The sequence below is a fragment of the Bacteroides sp. OM05-10AA genome, from assembly GCF_003439055.1.
Taxonomy (GTDB): domain Bacteria; phylum Bacteroidota; class Bacteroidia; order Bacteroidales; family Bacteroidaceae; genus Bacteroides; species Bacteroides intestinigallinarum.
The window spans coordinates 1-2,265 of sequence record NZ_QSUR01000084.1 but is presented as its reverse complement, the minus strand read 5'-3'; the positions used below and the strand labels follow the sequence as shown (position 1 = coordinate 2,265).

Here is a 2,265-nt window from a genome sequence, read left to right as displayed (position 1 = left end):
CCGGCCGTAGCGGAAAAGCCGGAAGAGTTGCTCACAGGGAAGATCATAGTATCGGACAAAGGCTCTCCATTATCCGATACGGCTACAGAGATTTCAAAGTCTGTATCATCGACGGTTTCAATCTCCATTGCATAAGAGAAGCTATTTTTCGTATTAGTGGGTATCGTACTCTCCTCACTGGTATATACGGTAAGATTATCCATTCTAATGGAGAATGTGCCACTTGTAGCCGTAGCATCACCATCATAAACTGAATATTCAAAAAGTTTATTGTTCGACCAGTTGGATGCTTTTTCTGAAAGATTATTCACACACATCAGCTTCACCTGCTCGCCTTCCGATGCGCACATGATATTGAAAGACACCGTTTTGGTTTTGATGGTGCCATCGGAGTTTTCAAGATAAACGGATAATTTGTATACACCCGTCTGTCCGGGGTGGTCAATAGAGAAATTCAAAGCGGTATCCGTATAGATAACGTTTCCCAGCACTTGTTCATACGCTTTGGCGTAGTTTTCTCCCTCAAGGGTGACTTTAAGTGTCTTGTTTACATTTCCGGATATATAGAGAGGAATAGAAATTGTCCCGGAATATAATGTCCACCACTGGAAAGTATCAGCCTTGACAGACAATGATGTCATCGTTACATTATAAGTATAAGCCGGAGTGGCCTGTCCGGTCACTTCACCGGTTATTTTAACCATGATTGAGTTGGCCCCATTCGCAAGATACTCGGCTATATCAACTTTTGTGGCAGTAATGGAGTTAACCATCAGGGTTTTTATCAGGGTATAGTCTGCACTGACAGAGTTTTTTATGAATATCTCACACTTGCCACGTTCTCCGGTATTCTCGTAAGGATCATTATAGCTGTAACGTTCCTGTGAAATGAATGTGAAATTTAATACGCAAGGTTCACCCTTTTGTGAAGTAAAGGACTTATCACCATTATTTTGGACACGGATATAGTATTGAACTCCGGTTGTGGAGTCAAGACGCTGGTAGATATCGTTGACAGAATCTTGCAAACTGTCTATTTCTTCTGAATGAATTGCGATAACTTCTTTATCCGCATCGGTAAAGTCATTGGTAGATAAATCTTTTCCGTCCACTTTATCTACTTTTTCGTCAATAAGTTCCCGAAGTACGGTATCATCAAAATTTGTCTGATAATCTACCCATTCGCCATTTTTATATTGATACTCCTTATCTGTCTCTTTTACATAGACGACACAGCCTTCTGTCAATCGGTCGGCTGTAATGGCATTCCTTGCGTCAATAGTAGATACCTCCTTATGACCACCTTGACCATAAATAGAATAGTGCGTAGGATATACGTCTCTACTTGTGCCCGGAACAATAGGGGAATATACATTGGTTCCCTTCAATTCTTCACTCATTTCACCTCAATATTTAATACACCCGTCTGGATGCTATTTAAACGATAAATAGTGTAACTCTCTTTGTGACCGAAAGCGTTTGTAACTTCACGAGTTTCTTCTTTCCAGTCTGTATTACGCAATCCTCCAATCCAGAACTGAATACCGGATACCATAGATGTAGGAAGGATGTAATAAGGATACTTACCACCGGTACAATCGAAAACAGTAGAGCCTTGCGTCCGGCCAGCCCATGTGTTTGATAAAGACAAAATCTCATCATTTGTCAATGTTCCGCTTGCGGACACTCCGTAATACTTCTTCACCTTAAATTGTGCTGATACGGACTTTGTATATGTCTGTCCGCCTTGTATCGCTTTCAGAGTATAAGTTGCATCCGTAGCAACATTTGCGTATTGCTTTGCCCTGATTCCGATTAACAGTGATTCATTGTTGATTGATTGTGATTCAATATCCCGATCATAAGTCCATGACAGAGATATTGTTTGTGAACTGCCTTTCTCATAAGTTCCACCTCCTGATAGTGTCATAGTAAACGGAAAGACTTTCGACATGAGTTGTGAGACTTGAGAGAATAAAGTGGTATTAATTGTCCAACCGGAAGCTCCGGCAAGACGTACAAGCAAATCGTCCGTATCTGATATCTTATCTGCTTCGTCAGTTACGTTATCAAGTTCACCTAATGTTACCGCACCACCTGTAGCAGTACGCATTTCCTCAATAAATACATCTTCGTTCTCTTCTACAATACCATCCTCGAACTCTTCCGATAATAAAGACATCAGCATAGGTTCTACAACTTCTGTCTTACGAACAACCAAACCGTTATTAGCTTCAATTAGCTCTTTAGATATTAAACCTTTTA

Annotated in this window: 1 protein-coding gene and 1 pseudogene; both read right to left on the bottom strand. The window is 40.6% G+C overall.

Going from position 1 to position 2,265, the window contains the following annotated elements:
- Positions 1 to 1,400: pseudogene (locus DXB58_RS27540) on the bottom strand (leucine-rich repeat domain-containing protein); the annotation flags it as partial.
- Positions 1,397 to 2,265: hypothetical protein (locus DXB58_RS27820; RefSeq protein ID WP_158571592.1), on the bottom strand; the 869-nt coding region annotated here is incomplete at its 5' end. The pseudogene DXB58_RS27540 and the gene DXB58_RS27820, both read right to left, overlap by 4 nt.